Annotated in this window: 18 protein-coding genes; 17 read left to right on the top strand and 1 reads right to left on the bottom strand. The window is 51.2% G+C overall.

The features are described 5' to 3' along the window. Positions 1-20: 20 nt before the first annotated feature. From ACRRNK_RS18610 to ACRRNK_RS18590, 5 genes are read left to right on the top strand one after another with little or no spacing between them, the layout of a single operon-like run. Complete coding sequence (locus tag ACRRNK_RS18610; protein WP_433944138.1) at positions 21-590, top strand: Rieske 2Fe-2S domain-containing protein; 570 nt, start codon at positions 21-23, stop codon at positions 588-590. Then, positions 580-768: a hypothetical protein gene (locus tag ACRRNK_RS18605; RefSeq protein ID WP_433944137.1), complete on the top strand. Its 189-nt coding sequence runs from the start codon at positions 580-582 to the stop codon at positions 766-768. Before ACRRNK_RS18610 ends, ACRRNK_RS18605 begins: the two co-directional genes overlap by 11 nt. Continuing rightward, positions 765-2,279 (top strand): nitrate/nitrite transporter, encoded by a 1,515-nt coding sequence (locus tag ACRRNK_RS18600; RefSeq protein WP_433944136.1) that lies wholly within the window; start codon positions 765-767, stop codon positions 2,277-2,279. Before ACRRNK_RS18605 ends, ACRRNK_RS18600 begins: the two co-directional genes overlap by 4 nt. Positions 2,280-2,307: 28 nt before the next feature. Continuing rightward, a complete protein-coding gene (locus ACRRNK_RS18595) occupies positions 2,308-2,625 on the top strand; it encodes a hypothetical protein (protein ID WP_433944135.1) in 318 nt (105 codons plus the stop codon). Between the two features lie 3 nt (positions 2,626-2,628). Further along, positions 2,629-2,907: a hypothetical protein gene (locus ACRRNK_RS18590; protein WP_433944134.1), complete on the top strand. Its 279-nt coding sequence runs from the start codon at positions 2,629-2,631 to the stop codon at positions 2,905-2,907. Between the two features lie 78 nt (positions 2,908-2,985). On the opposite strand, the gene ACRRNK_RS18585 is transcribed toward ACRRNK_RS18590, so the two are convergent. Then, positions 2,986-3,666, bottom strand: a complete 681-nt coding sequence (locus ACRRNK_RS18585) for a GGDEF domain-containing protein (RefSeq protein WP_433944133.1) — start codon at positions 3,664-3,666, stop codon at positions 2,986-2,988. Between the two features lie 214 nt (positions 3,667-3,880). Here ACRRNK_RS18585 and ACRRNK_RS18580 point away from each other — a divergent pair, with 214 nt between their 5' ends. From ACRRNK_RS18580 to ACRRNK_RS18525, 12 genes are all read left to right on the top strand, one after another. After that, positions 3,881-4,762, top strand: a complete 882-nt coding sequence (locus tag ACRRNK_RS18580) for a LysR family transcriptional regulator (protein ID WP_433944132.1) — start codon at positions 3,881-3,883, stop codon at positions 4,760-4,762. Positions 4,763-4,915: 153 nt separating this feature from the next. Beyond that, a complete protein-coding gene (locus tag ACRRNK_RS18575) occupies positions 4,916-6,244 on the top strand; it encodes an LLM class flavin-dependent oxidoreductase (protein ID WP_433944131.1) in 1,329 nt (442 codons plus the stop codon). Next, positions 6,244-7,527: a M20 metallopeptidase family protein gene (locus ACRRNK_RS18570; protein WP_433944130.1), complete on the top strand. Its 1,284-nt coding sequence runs from the start codon at positions 6,244-6,246 to the stop codon at positions 7,525-7,527. The genes ACRRNK_RS18575 and ACRRNK_RS18570 overlap by 1 nt, the downstream gene beginning before the upstream one ends. Positions 7,528-7,597: 70 nt before the next feature. After that, complete coding sequence (locus ACRRNK_RS18565) at positions 7,598-7,765, top strand: hypothetical protein (protein WP_433944129.1); 168 nt, start codon at positions 7,598-7,600, stop codon at positions 7,763-7,765. Between the two features lie 22 nt (positions 7,766-7,787). Continuing rightward, positions 7,788-8,852, top strand: coding sequence for an LLM class flavin-dependent oxidoreductase (locus tag ACRRNK_RS18560; protein WP_433944128.1), 1,065 nt, complete (start codon positions 7,788-7,790; stop codon positions 8,850-8,852). 211 nt (positions 8,853-9,063) lie between these two features. Beyond that, positions 9,064-9,558, top strand: a complete 495-nt coding sequence (locus tag ACRRNK_RS18555; protein WP_433944127.1) for a DinB family protein — start codon at positions 9,064-9,066, stop codon at positions 9,556-9,558. A 61-nt stretch (positions 9,559-9,619) separates the two neighbouring features. Continuing rightward, the gene (locus tag ACRRNK_RS18550; RefSeq protein WP_433944126.1) at positions 9,620-11,269 is read left to right on the top strand and encodes an ABC transporter substrate-binding protein; all 1,650 of its coding nucleotides are present in this window, start codon (positions 9,620-9,622) and stop codon (positions 11,267-11,269) included. A 20-nt stretch (positions 11,270-11,289) separates the two neighbouring features. Further along, on the top strand, positions 11,290-12,231 hold the full coding sequence (locus ACRRNK_RS18545; RefSeq protein WP_433944125.1) for an ABC transporter permease: 942 nt from the start codon (positions 11,290-11,292) through the stop codon (positions 12,229-12,231). Then, positions 12,232-13,116 (top strand): ABC transporter permease, encoded by an 885-nt coding sequence (locus ACRRNK_RS18540; RefSeq protein WP_433944124.1) that lies wholly within the window; start codon positions 12,232-12,234, stop codon positions 13,114-13,116. It abuts the gene before it with no gap. 72 nt (positions 13,117-13,188) lie between these two features. Beyond that, positions 13,189-15,243 carry an ABC transporter ATP-binding protein gene (locus tag ACRRNK_RS18535; RefSeq protein WP_433944123.1) on the top strand — a complete coding sequence of 685 codons (2,055 nt, stop codon included), beginning with the start codon at positions 13,189-13,191 and terminating at the stop codon, positions 15,241-15,243. Positions 15,244-15,359: 116 nt separating this feature from the next. Then, on the top strand, positions 15,360-16,652 hold the full coding sequence (locus ACRRNK_RS18530; RefSeq protein ID WP_433944122.1) for a homocysteine synthase: 1,293 nt from the start codon (positions 15,360-15,362) through the stop codon (positions 16,650-16,652). A 343-nt stretch (positions 16,653-16,995) separates the two neighbouring features. Beyond that, on the top strand, positions 16,996-17,910 hold the full coding sequence (locus ACRRNK_RS18525; protein ID WP_433944121.1) for a fumarylacetoacetate hydrolase family protein: 915 nt from the start codon (positions 16,996-16,998) through the stop codon (positions 17,908-17,910). The last annotated feature ends 267 nt before the right edge of the window (positions 17,911-18,177 follow it).

Genomic DNA, 18,177 nt, shown 5'->3' with positions numbered 1-18,177 from the left:
CTGAAGAAGGAGGGATTCACATGGGTGAGGATATCAAGAATAACAAGAGAGATGATCTAGGCCGTACCAAGCATAACAACGACAAGATTCCATTTGATGAGAATAATTATACCCATAACATCCGCAAGGCTGGAGAGCGGAGACTGGACCGCCGGGGATTCATGAAGACGATGGTAGGCGCGGCAGGGATCTTCGCAGTATCCACCATGCCTTGGGGGGCGCTTGCGGTGAAGGAATTAACCGGACTCGGCAGCAAGTCCCACCCGAAGCAAAAGCTGGCTAATGCGAATGACTTGAAAATCGGGGAAGCCATTGAATTTGCTTACCCTGGCGAGCATGATGCCGCACTGCTGGTCCGCCTGGGAGAGAATGAGTTCAAGGCCTATCAGAACGCGTGTACACATCTCAAGTGCCCCGTGTTCTGGAGCAAGGAAGAGGGCAGGCTGGTATGCCCGTGCCATCACGGATTCTTCGATGTGAAGACAGGGAAGCCAACGGCGGGTCCTCCGCAGCGCCCCCTTCCTGAAGTGGTGCTCTCCAAAGAGCAGGGAGCAATCTATGCGACGGGAGTGAAGCGGTATGAAACGTAGTTACCGTGGTGTCATTCTGCTCTGCATTGTACTGCTGCTCAATATTATTTGTACCCAGCAAGCAGTGAATTCCTATTTCTATGATCGTTATGAACGTGTGGTGCTCTTTGCCGTTCTTAACATCGTGTTGTTTCCAATTGCTTTATGGATTTATTTTCGGGAGCGTGACGTTAAATGAATAATAGAAAATTTCAACTTCCTCTGCAGACGGTAAGTCTGGTTACCGGCTTCATGGTCTGGGTCATTCTGTCGTCTTTAATGCCTTTCATTAAGGAGGATATCCATCTAACCGCCACCCAGCTAACCTGGGTAACGGCAGTTCCTGTACTAATGGGCTCCATTATGAGGGTACCATTCGGCTATTGGACGAATGTAATCGGCGCACGCAGAATGTTTGCTTTCAGCTTCATCCTGCTGCTGATTCCGCTGTACTGGGTCAGCCAGGCTGATTCATTTTGGGACCTGATCATCGGCGGCTTCTTCCTCGGAACATCAGGAGCTGTATTCTCGGTCGGAGTAACCTCGCTCCCTAAATATTATGGCAAGGAAAAGCACGGTTTTGTGAACGGGATCTACGGGGTTGGTAATATCGGGACGGCCTTCTCCACATTCGGAGCGCCGCTGGTCGCGAATCAGATCGGCTGGTCCAAGACCGTTCTGGTCTATGGAATCCTGCTGATCGGGATGGCTGTATTGAACTTTATGCTCGGTGACCGTAAGGAGCCACAGGCAAAGGTTAAGACCTCACTTGTTAAGCAGGTGAAGGAAGTTTCGCGCAATCAGAAGCTGTGGTTATTGTGTCTGTTCTATTTCATTACGTTCGGTTCATTCGTTGCGTTCACCGTGTACCTGCCTAACTTCCTGGTCAGTTACTTCAATCTGTCCAAAGTGGATGCAGGGCTACGCACAGCTGGCTTCATTGCATTGGCTACAGCGATGCGCCCAATCGGCGGTAAGCTGGGTGACATCATGAACCCTTATAAGCTGCTCATGTTTGTATTCGCGGGTTTGACTGCATCTGCGGTATTGCTGTCATTCGCTCCAACGCTTGCATGGTATTCGGTCGGCTGTCTGACCGTTGCTTTCTGTGCAGGGATCGGAAACGGAGCCATTTTCAAGCTGGTACCCCTTTACTTCTCTAAACAGGCGGGGATCGCGAACGGAATCATCTCGGCTATGGGCGGACTTGGGGGCTTCTTCCCACCGCTGATGCTGACCCTCTTGTTCAAGGCAACCGGACATTACGCAATCGGGTTCATGGCTTTATCTGAAATTGCACTTGCCAGCTTGATCCTGGTCATCTGGATGTTCTATCAGGAGAAGCTTGGGCTGGCTGCCTCTATTATCGAGAATACCGTGGAAGGTATCATGGTTACGGATGAGAAGGGAACGATTACTTCAGTTAATGCTTCATTCACTAAATTAACCGGATATACGGAGGCTGAGGTGATCGGTAAGATGCCGAGTGTCCTTAAATCCGGCAAGCAGTCGCGTGAGTTCTATAACGATATGTGGGAGAACATTCGTGCACATGGATATTGGCAGGGGGAAATATGGAACCGTAAGAAGAACGGGGAAATATATCTCGAATGGTTAACGATTAGTGCCGTTAGAAATGATGCGGGTGAGGTTACGAACTATTCCGGAATGTTCAGTGATATTACAAGCAGCAGGGCAAAGCTTGCTTAATGATTGACAAACCTAGGGGGGATCTTCTGTGAACATAAGCCAGTTAAATTGGGATCTGGTCTTTATAGCCGCTGCGGAAGCTCATCCGGATCTCAAGGACATTATTGAAGATGAGCTTGCCGGGCTGGATGACCATATCGCCTGGTACGTGGAACTGAAGAGGCAGGATGGACTCCTTATAGCTGTCGCCGAAGGCAAAGGCCTCACAGTCTGCGAAACCGAAGACCAATTTCTGACTTTCATAGATCCCCGCTTGAATTCCCCGTGCTGGGATTGGCTCAGCGGGTACTCTCTGCAGGTGATCCCCCAAGAGGATGCGGGCAGCTGCCAGATGAAGGAGGCATAACGAATGGACCCGATTATGGTTAACAAGTTGATAGAATGGCACGGTCATCCTATTGAAGTAAGAATCAGCGACCGGCTCGGACTTGATCCGGTTGCACCGCCCAAGACGTATGATTTGGCACGCACAGAACTGGATTCGGATGGCGGATATATCCGCTTTTATATCAGCGATTGGCAGTTCTTGGCCGTTCCTGTATTCGAGCAGCTGACAGAGCTTACAGAGGAAGAGTTCACTTCTACCGATTCAGAAGGCAAGCTCGTGTATAGCATAAAACGTTTATAAGGTTAATATTATGCAGAAGACGCTCTCCTGAATGATGAATTCAGGGAGCGTCTTTTTGTGGTGGTGTATTGCATAGTATCAAAGGTGGTCAATCAAATCGTAGGCCAGGAAGGCATCCTCTTCCTTCGTACGAGGTTTGTAGGAATACATCTCTCTATCTGCAATCTTAATTAGCTCATTGATGTGGTGGTGGTCGTCCGGGTATACAGCTGATCCAATTGTGGCGGAAATAGGAATACCCATTTCAAGAGACAGATTCTCAAGTTCACCTGCAATCCTGTTCAGCATGGCGGCAAGTGCCTCTGATCCGTTGTACTCACCAATAACCAGGAACTCGTCACCGCCCCAGCGGGATACAATATCAGTAGAACGGGTATGTGTTCTGAGGAGAGCGGCAATCCTTTGAAAAACAAGATCTCCTTTCTCATGCGTTAATCTGTCGTTGATCGTTTTGAAATTGTCGCAGTCGATCATGAGCACGAACAGCTTACCTAGTTGTCTGCTGGCACGCATCGTAAGCCTGGAATAGGAATCCAGTACATAACGCCGATTATATAGCCGGGTAAGCGGGTCCTTCTCGGATTCTGCCTTAATCCGGTCAAATTGAAAGCCTGCCCAGTACGCAACGGGCAGAATCAGCAGGTAAGCTGACAGAATCAAGGCATCAAGGCGACCATACCTTGATACATCGTAGAGTACAAATAGGGTGTGAAAGCAAAATGTAATTGAAACTGCGGCAATCCTACCTTTGAAGCCCACAGATGACACCTCATTTTGGAATGGACTTAAGACCTATTCCTATCATATTATTTCCAGTTACTCTCAGGCAAGAATAATAGATAAATAAGGAGATTTCTAATTGACGCTGGCAGCAGAGTGCCGTATACTCGTCCCTAAACCAAGAGATGCACATTTAAATCCGAGTTAACTAATATGTTAAATGTGTATTATCGATAAGGGAGGGTCTGAAAGGATGAATCTAGATAATCTTGAGGCGTTTGTGTACGTCGTTCATTATGGGAGCTTTAATAAGGCAGCGGATGCCTTATTCTTGTCACAGCCTTCGGTAACAGCCCGAATCCAATCACTTGAACGTGATTTGGACTGCCAGTTATTCGACCGAATGGGTAAGAAAATCAATCTTACTGATAAGGGCCAACGGTTTCTGCCGGATGCACAGCAGATTCTCCGTATCTACCAAAGCTCCAAGCAACACCTGCACAGGGCGGCAGAAGTGACGGGTGAACTGAGAATTGATTGTACGATCTCGGTATCTAATTATATAATTCCACAGATTCTCCCAAGGATTAAAGAGGAGTTCCCGGAAGTCGATATCAGACTTACAACGGCTGCTAGTGATTTCATTCTTCGCCGTGTGCTCAGTAACGAGAGCGATCTGGGGCTCGTGAGAAATGTAATTCATCCGCAAATACATTCCTTGAAGCTGTTAGAGGACCCGATAAAGCTATTTGTCTATGAAGGTCATCCTTTTACAAAGCTTGAGAGTGTGTCTGCTGAGCTGCTCAGCAATGAGCCGTTCATCTTTTTTGAATGCGGTTCATTGGACTGGGTTAGGATCCAGCGCTCCTTCGAAAATTTGACCGAGCCGCCAAGGATCAACTACCAGGTTGATAATCTGGAGACGGCCAAGAAGCTCGTCATGAACCGTGCGGGAATCTGCTTCCTGCCGGAGCTGTGTGCGAAGAAGGAAATTCAAGAGGGCAGACTGATACCCGTTCCGGTTCCGGAGATTTCGGGCAACGCCCTGCACACCCATATTATCTCGCGCATAGGGGAGAGTACCTCGCTTGCCAAAGCTTTTCTGGCGGCCGGGAGAGAGGCATTGCTTCATTAGCAAATTCATATCGAAGTTATCTATTAATGAATAGAAAGAGTTGATTAGCTGCCTGATTGACGGAGGGAAAAATCGGGTGGTATAGTTATCGCCATAAATACGATTTAACTTATCGGAATTATATAAATTAATTTACAGAAGGAGGAGAAGTTGATGGCCAGTTCTAAAAAAATAAAATTTGGCGCGCTTGTGCATGGGGTAGGAGGTTCAATGTCCTCGTGGCGGCACCCGGAGGCGATTACAGACGCCAGTGTGAATTTTGAATTCTATAAGCGTCAGACTTTAAAGGCAGAGGAAGGCAAGTTCGATCTGGTCTTTATTGCTGACGGTCTATATATTAACGAAAAATCGATTCCGCATTTCTTGAACCGTTTTGAACCTATTACCATTCTATCCGCGCTTGCTGCGGTCACCTCGCGAATCGGGTTGGTTGGAACTTTGTCTACCTCTTATAGTGAACCGTTCACCGTCTCCAGGCAGTTTGCCTCCCTGGATCATATCAGCGGCGGCCGTGCCGGGTGGAATGTAGTCACCTCTCCGCTGGAGGGCTCGGCTCTTAACTTTAGCAGGTCGGAGCATCCTTCCCACCCGCAGCGTTACAAAATCGCTGAAGAATATTTGCAGGTATCCAGAGGGTTATGGGATTCGTGGGAAGATGATGCGTTCGTCCGGGATAAAGAGTCGGGAGTTTTCTTCGATCCGGAGAAGCTACATACACTGAACCACAAGGGAGAGTTCTTCTCGGTCAAGGGCCCGCTGAACATTGCCCGCTCCAAGCAGGGACAGCCGGTCATCTTCCAGGCCGGATCTTCGGAGGACGGGAAGAATCTGGCGGCCAAGGAAGCGGATGCCGTATTCACCGGACAGGATAACCTGGAGGAGGCCAAGGCGTTCTATAAGGATGTGAAGGAGCGCGCAGTCCGGTTCGGACGATCGCCGGAGGACATCCTCATTCTGCCGGGTATAGGGCCAATTATAGGCAGAACGGAAGAAGAGGCCGAGCGCAAATATCAGGAACTCGCGGGGCTAGTGACCATCGAGAACGCCCTTAATTATCTGGGCCGGTTCTTCGAGCATCACGACTTCTCGCAATATCCGCTGGATGAGCCTTTCCCGGAGCTTGGAGATTTCGGTTCCAACAGCTTCCGCAGCGGCACAGACAAGATCAAGCAAAAGGCGAAAGAGCAGAATTTAACGCTTCGTCAGGCTGCCCTACAGTCCGCAACTCCGAGAAGCGGATTTATCGGGACACCTGAGCAGGTTGCAGATAAGATCCAGGCCTGGTATGAGGAGGGGGCTGCTGACGGGTTCATCATTCATTCCGAGCTGCCAAGCGGACTGAGCGATTTTGTGGATCTGGTCGTTCCTATTCTTCAAGAACGCGGCCTTTACAGACTGGATTATGAGGCTGATACGCTGAGAGGAAATCTGGAGGTTCCTATTCCTGAGAACCGGTATGCCAAGCAAAAAGTGAACAGTTAATGGACACAGCACCTATTCTTGCCTACATCGATACTCTACAGGAGGAACTTATCAGGATTCGCCGGGATATTCATCAGCATCCGGAGGTGCTGTTCGATGTTCCGCGAACGGCGGGCAAGGTAGCCGAGCTGCTTGAGCGGTATGGCCTTGAAGTGCAGCGGCAGGTAGGCCGCCACTTCGGCAGCGGGGTTGTCGGCCTCCTTCATGGAAGTAAGGAGGGCCGAACGGTTCTGCTGAGGGCGGATATGGATGCCCTGCCGATCCAGGAGGAGACGGGAGCGGAATACAGCTCCCGTCACGCGGGCATCATGCATGCCTGCGGGCATGATGCGCACACAGCCATGCTGCTGGGCGCAGCCAAAGCGCTCAGCCGATTCCGGAACGAACTTCACGGTACGGTGAAGTTCGTATTCCAGCCGGCCGAGGAGGGCACGCGCCAGCTGGAGTCTGACGGCCGCCTGATCAGCGGCGGCCGGGACATGATTGAGGCCGGCATTCTGGAGGGCGTGGACACGTGCTTCGCCATACATGTCTGGCCCGATCTGCCGGCGGGAACGCTTGGGCTGCACAAGAAGGAGGCCATGGCGGCTTCCTCGCATTTCACGGTCCGCTTCCATGGCGTGAGCGGGCATCACAGCTCGCCGCACCTGGCGGCAGATGCCATCCTTATGGCCGCCCAATTCATTAATGAGATCAAGCTGGCCATGACCACCGTGGTGGATCCGCTGGAGCCTGCAGTGCTGTCTTTTGGAACATTGAATGCAGGCACTGTCTTGAATGCTATTGCCGATCATAGTGAGATTAAAGGCTCATTCCGGGCCTTCCATCCGGCTGTGGTAGACAAAATTACGCACAGGATTCAAAGAACAGCGGAACTGGTCGCGATGCAGCATGGAGGTACGTCTGAGGTGATTCAGCGTACCGGTACGCTGCTGAGCAACGATAGCCATGTTCGACAGCTGGCGGAGCAAGCCGGACATGTGGTGTTCGGGAAGCACGGTGTTCAGGAGCTTAGGCCGATCCTGGCCGGGGAGGACTTCGCGCTATATACGGATCAGATTCCGGGCGCATTCGCTTTTCTGGGATCGTCGCGGGAAGGCTGTGACCCAGTCTATCCGATACACCACCCGAAGTTCGGGCTGGATGAATCGATACTTACCTTGGGTGCGAAGCTCCATGCACAGTTCGTGTTGGAGGCTTTGGGGGAAGAACGGGCAGAGCAGGAAGAGCGGGGGAGCGCATTTACAGCAGCACTGCCAGCAGGAGTAAGCCGGGGCGTTTAAGTCTACATGGATTCTTTAACGCTTTTAAGCGTTGAATTGCCAATCTTGTGAAGGAAGGGAGTCTACAACCATGCGAAGAAGGAAGTCAGCACGTCCGATCTTTGGTTATGACATGGAGAAGAACGAGCTTACCCGTACCCAGCCTGAGACATGGAGAGACACTAACCCAAGCTTTGATTATTTTATAAGGCTGGCCCTTAAAGCAGAATTCGGGGTCCCTATAAAAGGAGAACATTAATATCTAAAGGGGAATAGACCATATGAAATTTGCCCTGTTCAGCCTGATGATGAACATTCCCAATTCCGTAACCGGGGAGACGTTGACGGCACAGCAGAAATTCCAGAACGTGCTGAACCAGGCAGTTCTGGCTGAGAAGCTCGGATTCGATGCATACGGAGTTGGCGAGCGCCATGGTGCTCCTTTTCTGTCCTCTTCTCCGCCATTAGTGCTGACAGCCATAGCTGCAAGAACCTCGCGGATTCGATTGCTTAGTACCGTGACCGTTCTGAGTGTGCTTGACCCTGTTCGGGTAGCCGAGGATTATGCTACGCTCGATCACCTCTCGGGAGGGAGGCTGGAGATGATTATTGGCAAAGGGAATGACCCGCGCCACTATCCGCTCTTCGGGATTACCGAAGAGGAGCAGTGGGACTCGCTTGCAGAGCGGTATGAGCTGCTGCGGCGCTTGTGGAGAGAGGAAGATGTCAGCTGGGAGGGAAGATACCGTACGCCGCTGGATCAGGTTACAACACAGCCGAGACCGTTTCAGAAGACAATTCCGCTATGGCACGGCAGCGCATCGAGCACGAGATCTACGGAGCTTGCGGCGAAGTACGGGGAGCCCATCTTTTCTTCCAATACCTTTCACCCCATGGCCAAGTACAAAGCCTTAATTGACCATTATCGGGAGCGGCTGGCCTACTATGGACATGATCCCAAGGCTGCTGTGGTTGGTGCTGGCGGAGGCAGCTTGTACCTTGCCAATACGAATGAGGAAGCGATCCGGCGATATCGTCCTTATTATGATTCCTTCCAATCCACAGATTCCGCCAAGCATAACCAGTCTCCTTTCAAAGACCTTGAGGACAATATCGCGAATGGACCCGCCCTGGTCGGAAGTGCAGACCAAGTTATAGAGAAAATTATGAAATATCATGAGGCCTACGGGCATCAAGTGCTCAGCATCAGTGTAGACGGGTTGACCGAGGCTGAGCAGCTTGAGCAGGTTGAACGTTTCGCTTCTGAGGTTATTCCCGTGCTGAAGCGGGAAATCCCGAGCACGGTATGGGGATCTTCGTCGGTGCTGGAACCAAGCTTGAACTAAATGAACCAGCTATGTGAAATGCACGGAAGAGATTTGCACGGAAATCCGCCTTGTGAAATGTTCTTCCACGCACTATTGCCTGGATTTCTTAGTTAAATTTATTTAAGTGGAATTCTGGAGATTTTTTAGCTCAGCGAACCCTGTGCTCTAATAAATCCGACTAATTCTATGAGTTAAATAAAATTAAATTATATTTCGGGAGGAACTTATCATGTCTACCATCCATATTCCAGACTATTTGGATACTTACCGAGTGTTAGAACAAGCCACCACGGGCCTTAGCCCTGAGGAACTGAAATGGAAAGCATCACCCGAATCGTGGAGCATCACCGAAGTGCTGGCCCATTTGGCCGATCATAACTTCGTTGTGTCTTTCCGGATTCGTGATGTGCTAGCCGGAACGACAGCTCAGCTGCCTGCTTTCGATCAGGATGCCTGGGTATACGGTCAGAAGGCGAATGAGAGCCGTATTGAAGACATTTTGGGTGTTTATCAGGCGCTGCTTCAGTATAACAGCCTGCTGTTTGAACGCTTGACGGATAGTGACTGGAAGAAGACCGGCGTGAATTTCAAAGGGGAGACGGTAACAGCCGAAGCGATCGTATCAGGGTTCATCAGACATGTGCATCATCATATCGGTCAGATTAACCGGATCAAAGAGGCGTTAGCAGCTAGGTCTACACAGGATGAGGTTCCCCAGGTCTAACAGATCTGCGAAGTAGACTGCTGCTGTTCACATTCAGATTTATCAAGAGGGGGAGAACATATTGATTAAGAGAAGAGCTTCGAATTGGATGAAATTTGTTTTAGTATCTGCCGCATTTGTACTTGTACTTACCGGGTGCGCTTCAAGTAAAGGAGCAGGCGATACCGGAACGTCCAAGGCGGCGGCTGAAGGGAGCGGCAGCAGTTCTTCATCAGGTGGCGAGCTGACTTATGCGCTGGCAACGTCACCGGATTCTCTGGACGCTGGCAAGAGCGGCTACGCCGTATCTCATAGGGTGTTCCGTAATATTTATGACAGCTTGGTATCCGAGCTGCCTGACGGCACCTTCAAGCCATGGCTGGCTGAGAGCTGGACGAAGTCGGCGGATGGCAAGAGCTATACCTTCAAGCTGCGCCACAACGTTAAGTTCCATGACGGGACTCCTTTTAATGCGGCAGCGGTGAAGGCCACCCTCGATCATACCCAGACCTTAACTGGGCAGGCGCGCACGCTGATTGGGCCTTATAAATCCGCCGAGGTCATTAGCGAGGATACGATCAAAGTGAACCTCACGGAACCCTTTGAGCCGCTGCTTAGCGGGTTAAGCTCCGCTTTTCTCGGGATATCCTCACCTAAGGCACTTCAGCAGTATGGTGAACAATACGGTAAGCATCCTGTGGGAACTGGCCCGTTCAAGTTCGTAAGCTGGTCCGAGAACGACCAGATTGTACTTGAGAAGAATTCAGAGTATAACTGGGGACCGCCAATTGCGGAGAACAAAGGAGCTTCACATCTGGATAAGCTGACTTTCAAAATTGTCCCTGAAGAAGCAACCCGGATTGGCAGTGTCCAGAGCGGACAGGTGCTTGCCGCAGAGACAGTGCCCCCGCAGAACATTCTGACTTTGAAGAACGATCCTAATATTAAGCTGGAGACGGCTGTAACCAATGGTACACCGTACACTCTATATTTCAACACAAGCAATGCGCCATGGAGCGACCTCAAGCTGCGGGAAGCTGTGAGAACCGCTGTGGATGTAGACACGATTGTGAAGACCCTGTATCTGGGCACGTATCAACGGGCTTGGTCTGTTCTGACTCCCGGCATACTTGGTTATGATGCGTCACTCGAGAATAGCGTGAAGGCTGACGCGGCAAAAGCGAACCAGTTGCTGGATGAGCTTGGCTGGACGAAAGGTGCAGATGGGATCCGTGAGAAGGACGGCAAGAAGCTGACGCTTCGGTACCTGGAATCTTCACCCAACCGGGAGAAGCGCAATGATATTGCCGCGATTGTCCAGCAGCAGCTGAAGCAGGTCGGGGTGGATGTCAAGCTGACGATTACCAAGGATACTGTTACGCCGCTGACCCAAGGCGAGTATGATCTGTTTGGCAATTCCCAGGTTAAGGCTGACCCGGATATTCTGCGTAATCTGTTCCGCTCGGATAGAGTATACGGCAAGGGCGGTACTAATTTCGTGAAGCTGAATGACCCTGGGATCGATAAGCTGCTGGATCAAGGCTATCAAGAGACCGATTCGCAGAAGCGGAAAGCGGCCTATACGCAGATTCAGCAGTATGTGATCAAGAATGCGCTCGCGCTTCCGATCTATGTGTTTCCTTATACCGTTGCCCATTCGAACAGCGTAGAAGGGTTGAAGTTTGATCTTCTGGGCTATCCGCAATTCTACGACGTAACGATTCGCAAATAGACAGGCAGGGAGCGAATCCAATGACTGGAGCCATCACAACCCGTCTGTTCTCCTCCTTGCTCGTTGTTCTTGGCTCATCGATGCTGGTGTTCATTATTATGTATCTGCTGCCCGGTGATCCGGTGCTGATCATGCTTGACGGCAATGCATCTTCACCGGAAGCTATCGCCAGCTTGAAGAGCCACCTTGGACTTGACCAACCGTTCTATGTCCAGTTTTACAGATATTTTATCCATCTGCTTCAGGGGGACTTCGGGGTCTCCAGAGTAAATGGGGACCTGGTCCTTCCGAAGATATTGGAACATCTTCCGGCTACGCTGACCCTGACCCTTGTCAGCGTGTCCGTGTCGCTGGTTGTAGGGATTCTTCTTGGTGTTCTCTCTGCAATACACCGGAATGGAGTTATTGATTTCGCGGCCCGGTTCATTGGGCTGTTCGGAATCTCGATGCCTGCGTTCTGGACGGGAATCCTGCTTCTGCTGCTGTTCTCTATCCAGCTTGGATGGTTCCCCGCTATGGGCTCTGACGGCTGGAAGACGCTGGTCCTTCCAGGGCTCACCCTGGGGCTTGTCGGTGCAGGATTCATCGTCCGGATGGTACGCAATACGATGCTTGAGGTGCTCGGAGAACCGTATATTTTGACGCTGCGGGCCAAGGGGCTCTCTGAGAGGTCTGTCATGTATGGTCATGCTCTGCGCAATTCCCTGATTCCGGCCCTAACCATGATCGGGCTAACGGTGGGGGAGCTGCTCAGCGGAACTGTGGTGACCGAGACCGTCTTTGCCCGGCAGGGAATCGGAAGAATCTTGGCGGATGCTATCCTGTCCAAGGATATCCCGGTTGTGCAGGGAGTTATCTTTTTCACGGCCATGATCTATGTCTTGACCAATCTTATCGTGGATATTTCGTATTCGTTCATCGATCCCCGGGTTAGACGCTCGCAGCTTAAGGGAGGAGTGTAGATGAAGGAAGTAACGGCGCTTAAGCCGATTAGGAAAATAACCTGGAAAGCGAATGTGTCATTAAGACGCATTAGCGCATCCAGGGTTTTCTTATATGCAGCTTGCCTGGTCGTCGTATTTATGACCGCGTGTGCGATAGTGCCGCAGTGGATAGCCCCTTATTCACCTGAGGTTATGGATCCCAATCAGCTGCTGCAGCCTCCGGGGGCGGTCCATTTGCTCGGAACAGATTACTTTGGAAGAGATGTCTTCAGTCTGGTGGTATATGGTGCCCGGGATTCACTGTTTATCGGAGTCGCTTCTGTTCTTGTGGGAGGCGGACTTGGAGGAGCTATAGGTGCTCTATCCGGATATGCAGGGGGATGGGTGGACGTCATTGTGATGAGGCTGATCGAGATCTTGATGTCCATTCCGGGCATCCTGCTTGCTCTGGCCATTGCAGCCGCAGTGGGGCCCAGTCTGTTCAACATTGTACTGGCGGTATCCGCAGGGGTCATCCCTAATTATGCAAGAGTGATGAGAAGTCAGGTCCTGACAATCAAGAACAAGCCCTACGTGCTGGCTTCACGTTCCATTGGGAGCTCAGAGCTGAGTATCTTCCTGAAGCATGTTCTCCCTAACTCGCTGTCCCCGTTCCTGGTAATGGCTACGGTGGGTATTGGGAGCTCCATATTGACGAGCTCAGGTCTTAGCTTTCTGGGGCTTGGGGTGATCAAGGAGATTCCCGATTGGGGAACCGTTCTGTCACAGGGGAGAGGTTATTTGACAGTAGCCTGGTGGATATGTACCTTTCCTGGCGCTGCCATTGCGCTATTTGTGCTATCTGTGAATGTGATCGGCGATAGAGTCCGTGACACACTGGATCCGAGAAAAAGCGGCGATTAAGTATACATGAGTGGGCCGCAGGAAATATGATGCACCATTAGAATTTTCCGAATTAATCGCAGGAGGCAGCCTATGACGGAACCCTTATTGGCCACCCAAGACTTGTCGGTGGAATTTGAGAAATCCGGGAATTTCCTTGAACCGGTATCGGATGTGTCTTTTCACATTGGCCGGGGTGAGACCGTCTGCCTTGTAGGAGAATCGGGCAGCGGGAAGACGATCACATCCAAGGCGATTATGCGGTTGATTGATTTCGAACGCGGCCGAATCAAATCAGGCAGTGTCAAGCTGGATGGTGAAGAGCTCACGACCCTTCCTGCCAGCCTGCTTAGGTCCCTTCGGGGCAAAAGAATGTCTATGATCTTTCAGGAGCCCATGGCTGCATTTGACCCTGTATTCACAATAGGTGCCCAGCTGGTGGAGACGATTCGCCGTCATGACAGGCGAACACTACAGGAAGCGCGGGCGCATGCTGTGCATCTGCTGCAGCGAGTGGGCCTGCCTGAACCAAAGCTTCGGATGGATCAATATCCAAGTGAGCTGTCAGGAGGCATGCTTCAGCGGGCAATGATCGCGATGGCTCTTGCCTGTGGTCCGGAGCTGCTTATTGCAGATGAGCCCACCACGGCGCTAGATGTCACCATTCAGGCTCAGATTCTGAACCTGCTGGAGGAGCTCAAGACCGAGCTCGGCATGTCCATCCTGCTCATTACCCACGATCTTGGCATTGCAGCCGAGATCGCAGACCGCATGATCGTCATGTATGCCGGCAGAATTGTCGAGCAGGCTCCAGCCGATCGCCTCTTCGCACAGCCTAGGCATCCTTATTCCGCAGGGCTGCTGCGCTCCATCACGACCATGGACAGCGATCGCAGCGCTCCGCTGTACACCATTGAAGGCGCCCCGCCGAACGTTACGGAATTTCCGGCAGGCTGCCGGTTTCATCCGCGCTGCCCGCTGGCCACAGCCAAGTGCAGGGAAGAGGCTCCTCCTCTGCTGGGTAGTGACGGTCATGAAGCTGCATGCTGGCATACGGACGAACTGCTCAAGGAGACGCCATTTCCGTTTCCTCAATTAGAGAAGATCAATCCAGAACCGCAAAGATTAGGTATTCAGCCACAGCCGGTTGGTGAAGCCAAGCCGGAATTGCCGGAGGCTGAACAAGGGCTGTTGTTCGATGTGGTAGGCCTTACCAAGCATTATCCTGTCAAGAACGCGTTAGGCTTGACGAAGGCCGTCATCCACGCCGTGGATGACGTGACGTTCTCCATTCACAAAGGAGAGACGTTCGGCCTTGTCGGCGAATCGGGCAGCGGCAAGTCCACGCTCGGCCGTGTCCTGATCCAGCTGGAGAAGGCGACGGGCGGACAGATTTTTTTCCAGGGAGAAGAGCTTACTACGGGTTTGAAGCCTGCCCGCCGCAAGATGCTCAGACGCGACATGCAGATGATCTTCCAGGATCCCTATGGGTCGGTTAATCCCCGCTGGACGATTGGGGACACCATTGCAGAGCCGCTGGAAGTGCATCAGAAGCTAAGCGCCGCAGAGCGAAAGAGCCGGGTGGAGGAGCTGCTTGGCTGGGTCGGCCTCAATCCGGCATGGGCCAGCCGCTACCCGCATGAGTTCTCCGGAGGACAGCGCCAGCGGATTGGCATAGCCAGAGCTATCGCGCTTCACCCGAGCTTCATCCTTGCGGATGAAGCGGTCTCAGCGCTGGATGTATCTGTACAGGCCCAGATCGTAAATCTCATGCAGGAGCTGCAGAGCCGGCTGGGACTGACCTATGTATTCATTGCGCACGGTCTGAATATCGTCAGGCATGTATCCTCGCGCATTGGTGTCATGTACCTCGGTAACCTAGTTGAGGTTGCGCCTGCTGAAGAATTATTCCGCCATCCTGCTCATCATTATACGGCGGCATTAATCTCATCCATTCCATGGCCCGATCCCTCAAGGAAAAGGGAATTCTCAGCAATACAAGGGGAGATTCCATCTCCAGCCAACCCGCCTGGAGGGTGCCGGTTCCATACCCGCTGTCCGGCTGCAACGGCTCTATGCCGGGAGCAGGCACCCAGGTTGACCGAAATTGGGAGTGGGCATTTAGCGGCTTGTCATTATCCTTTATAGAAAAAAACACACTATTTTTGTCGGAATAGTCTTTTCAAATAACATATTGTGTGAGAGAATATGGAAAATGCATTTCATTATACGGTTTTTGTTACTTGAAAAGGAGGATTTTATTCATGTCAGAAGAACGCAAACTCGCCTTTGAAACCTTGGCCATTCACGGTGGACAAGAAATCGATCCAACTACGCAATCTCGTGCGGTACCCATCTATCAAACGACCTCTTATGGTTTCCGTGATACCGAGCATGCAGCCAATCTGTTCGGGCTGAAAGAATTCGGCAATATTTATTCCCGTATCATGAATCCGACGAATGATGTGTTTGAGAAGCGGATTGCCGAGCTGGAGGGCGGAGTAGGGGCGCTTGCAACCTCTTCTGGCCAGGCTGCGATCACATTCTCCATTCTGAACATTGCCGGTGCAGGGGATGAGATTGTATCTTCATCGACACTCTACGGCGGCACATATAACTTATTCTCAACTACGCTTGCGAAGCTTGGCATTAAAGTAACCTTCGTGGATGCCTCCAATCCGGAGAATTTCCGTGCAGCGATTACGGATAAGACCAAGGCTTTGTATGCGGAGACCCTCGGTAATCCCAAAGGGGATGTGCTGGATATCGAAGCGGTTGCTGCGATCGCTCATGAGAACGGCCTTCCACTGATCGTGGATAATACGTTCCCAAGCCCTTATCTGCTGCGTCCAATTGAATTTGGAGCTGACGTTGTTGTTCACTCTGCCACCAAGTTCATTGGCGGGCATGGTACGACAATCGGCGGCGTTATTGTGGACAGTGGCAAGTTCGACTGGAAAGCAAGCGGCAAGTTCCCGGGTCTGACTGAGCCGGATCCAAGCTACAACGGGGTTGTCTATACCGATGCGGTTGGACCTCTTGCTTACATTATCAAAGCGCGTGTGCAGCTCCAGCGCGATCTCGGAGCTTCACTATCTCCGTTCAATTCATGGCTGCTGCTGCAAGGACTAGAGACTCTTCACCTAAGAGTGGAGCGTCACAGTCAGAATGCTCTCAAGGTTGCACAGTATCTGGAAGCGCATGAAGATGTGGAATGGGTCAGCTACGCAGGCCTGCCAAGCCATGCATCTTATGAGCTCGCCAAGAAGTATCTGCCTAAAGGTCAAGGGGCTATTCTAACCTTTGGAATCAAAGGCGGCATTGAATCCGGACGGAAGCTGATTCACAATGTGAAGCTGTTCTCTCACCTGGCTAATGTCGGCGATTCCAAATCCTTGATTATTCATCCGGCAAGCACAACTCACCTGCAGCTTACGGAAGAAGAGCAAGCTAGCGCCGGGGTAACTCCAGGCTTGATCCGATTGTCAATTGGTACGGAGTCCATTGATGATATCTTGTATGATCTGGAACAGGCCATCAAGGCAAGCCAGGCTTAAAGATCGGCTGGACTCATATAACTATGCGCAAACGCCGCTGCTCCTGAAGAGGAGCGCGGCGTTTTTTGCTTTTTAATGTGCCTTTTAAAGTCCCATTAAAGTGCCGCTAATGTGCCTGTACAAGCAATAGTAGGATTTAATAACCCAGAGTAGGATTTAATAACATTTATGCTGCTAATTCCACCTTGGAGTGAATATCCGCATGATAGACGCTAGTCGCACCTTCGGCTTGTCATTTGTCTGAGAAAGCGCTACAGTCATCGTACATAGTAAACACCACTTTATTTTTTCGGGGAGCGGTGGATAGATCTTGCCCGGCATTACACTTAAGGAGGCTAATTAAATGAAGCTGCTAAATTTCAAAATAGACAACGGTATACGGCTAGGCGTTCTGACAGAGCGGGGAGTGCTGGATGTAGCGAAGGCACTGGGTACAGTTCCCGCAGGGTCAGATGCCCCTATTCCAGTTTCTATACATGAAGTGATTGAAGGCGGTCAAGAAGCGGTGCGTGTTCTGGAAGGATATATCGAACAACTGGCTGCGGGTGATTCCGAGCGTTCCGCGTTATGGCTTCAGGAGAAGGAGCTGGATTGGGCGCCAAGTGTGACGAACCCAAGCAAAATCATCTGTGTGGGGCTGAATTACCGCAAGCATGCCGAAGAGACTAATGCCCAGGTTCCGGAATACCCGATTCTATTCAATAAGTTCAACAATGCATTAGCCGCGAGCGGCGAGGATATTCCTTTTCCCAAAGTATCGGACAAGGTGGATTATGAAGCGGAGCTTGCTGTTGTGATCGGCAGAGAAGCCAAGTATGTTCCACAAGAGCAGGCGCTGGATTATGTGTTCGGCTATTGTGCCGCCAACGACTTGTCTGCGCGTGATCTGCAGATACGTACGCAGCAGTGGCTGCTGGGCAAATCCTGTGACAAGTTCGCCCCGCTTGGCCCTTATCTCGTTACAGCTGATGAAGTCGGTGATCCGAACAACCTGGATATTACATGTATGGTGAACGGGGAGGTACGTCAGAACTCGAACACGTCGGATATGATTTTTGGAGTGAGTGAGATCGTCAGCTACATCTCCCAGCATATGACGCTGGTGCCAGGCGACATTATTCTGACCGGAACGCCGGAGGGCGTCGTGCTGGGTTACCCGCCGGAGAAGCAGGTGTATCTTAAGGGGGGTGACCTCGTGACCATCGAGATTGAGAAATTGGGCTCGCTGAGTAACCGTATGGTAGCTGAGGATAAGTAACAAGGCCCAAGGCCATTTGAGATGATTGTTATATCAATTGACCTTAAGAATCACATTGGTCAAGAGGGTGAAGGATTTTGGAGAAGCGAAGCGTTTCGCCTTTAAAAAGACTAGATCAATAAAGAATGCCCCGGGAATGATCTTCAGGGGCATTCTCATCTTTCAGCCTGCTTAGTGTTAGGGTACAGACCGCCCCCTTCGAGAACGATAAGATTTAGTATTCATCACGATCGTTAAGGGGTTTGACCTCAAGCCCTTTACAAATTA

The sequence above is a fragment of the Paenibacillus sp. SN-8-1 genome, from assembly GCF_050995535.1.
Lineage (GTDB): Bacteria > Bacillota > Bacilli > Paenibacillales > Paenibacillaceae > Fontibacillus.
This window is presented reverse-complemented; position numbering and strand designations above follow the sequence as displayed.

What these genes read in the sequence shown, in the direction of transcription:
- ACRRNK_RS18605 (WP_433944137.1), top strand. Translation starts at nt 580, where the DNA reads ATGAAACGTAGTTACCGTGGTGTCATTCTGCTCTGCATTGTACTGCTG.
- ACRRNK_RS18535 (WP_433944123.1), top strand. Translation starts at nt 13,189, where the DNA reads ATGACGGAACCCTTATTGGCCACCCAAGACTTGTCGGTGGAATTTGAG.
- ACRRNK_RS18570 (WP_433944130.1), top strand. Translation starts at nt 6,244, where the DNA reads ATGGACACAGCACCTATTCTTGCCTACATCGATACTCTACAGGAGGAA.
- ACRRNK_RS18530 (WP_433944122.1), top strand. Translation starts at nt 15,360, where the DNA reads ATGTCAGAAGAACGCAAACTCGCCTTTGAAACCTTGGCCATTCACGGT.
- ACRRNK_RS18525 (WP_433944121.1), top strand. Translation starts at nt 16,996, where the DNA reads ATGAAGCTGCTAAATTTCAAAATAGACAACGGTATACGGCTAGGCGTT.
- ACRRNK_RS18580 (WP_433944132.1), top strand. Translation starts at nt 3,881, where the DNA reads ATGAATCTAGATAATCTTGAGGCGTTTGTGTACGTCGTTCATTATGGG.
- ACRRNK_RS18590 (WP_433944134.1), top strand. Translation starts at nt 2,629, where the DNA reads ATGGACCCGATTATGGTTAACAAGTTGATAGAATGGCACGGTCATCCT.
- ACRRNK_RS18560 (WP_433944128.1), top strand. Translation starts at nt 7,788, where the DNA reads ATGAAATTTGCCCTGTTCAGCCTGATGATGAACATTCCCAATTCCGTA.
- ACRRNK_RS18555 (WP_433944127.1), top strand. Translation starts at nt 9,064, where the DNA reads ATGTCTACCATCCATATTCCAGACTATTTGGATACTTACCGAGTGTTA.
- ACRRNK_RS18545 (WP_433944125.1), top strand. Translation starts at nt 11,290, where the DNA reads ATGACTGGAGCCATCACAACCCGTCTGTTCTCCTCCTTGCTCGTTGTT.
- ACRRNK_RS18540 (WP_433944124.1), top strand. Translation starts at nt 12,232, where the DNA reads ATGAAGGAAGTAACGGCGCTTAAGCCGATTAGGAAAATAACCTGGAAA.
- ACRRNK_RS18610 (WP_433944138.1), top strand. Translation starts at nt 21, where the DNA reads ATGGGTGAGGATATCAAGAATAACAAGAGAGATGATCTAGGCCGTACC.
- ACRRNK_RS18575 (WP_433944131.1), top strand. Translation starts at nt 4,916, where the DNA reads ATGGCCAGTTCTAAAAAAATAAAATTTGGCGCGCTTGTGCATGGGGTA.
- ACRRNK_RS18565 (WP_433944129.1), top strand. Translation starts at nt 7,598, where the DNA reads ATGCGAAGAAGGAAGTCAGCACGTCCGATCTTTGGTTATGACATGGAG.
- ACRRNK_RS18600 (WP_433944136.1), top strand. Translation starts at nt 765, where the DNA reads ATGAATAATAGAAAATTTCAACTTCCTCTGCAGACGGTAAGTCTGGTT.